The sequence below is a fragment of the Burkholderia sp. KCJ3K979 genome (assembly GCF_016759955.1).
Classification (GTDB): domain Bacteria; phylum Pseudomonadota; class Gammaproteobacteria; order Burkholderiales; family Burkholderiaceae; genus Burkholderia; species Burkholderia orbicola.
Window position 1 is genome coordinate 1 of record NZ_JACFYV010000521.1, and the last position, 246, is coordinate 246.

The following is a 246-nucleotide window of genomic DNA, read 5'->3' on the forward strand; positions in this document are numbered from 1 at the left end:
GCTGATCAATCACGAGAACCGCCAGTCCGGGATCCTCACCGCGAAGGCGCTGATGCGCGAAGGCGGCGTGATCGCGTGCGAGCGGCCGCGGCATCCGATGCCGGAACTGCACCCGGACACGCGCGCGTGGCTTGCGCAACGCACGATCCGCGCGGTGCAGGTGCGCTGGAAGGAAGACGTGCGGCGCTGGCATCCGGGGCAGCAGTGGATCTGGGAGCCGGGCGGCCTCGGCGTGTTCGATCCGGG

At 70.7% G+C, this 246-nt stretch carries 1 pseudogene; it reads left to right on the forward strand.

The features are described 5' to 3' along the window. Positions 1 to 246 (forward strand): annotated as a pseudogene (locus H3O04_RS36515) (hypothetical protein); the annotation flags it as partial.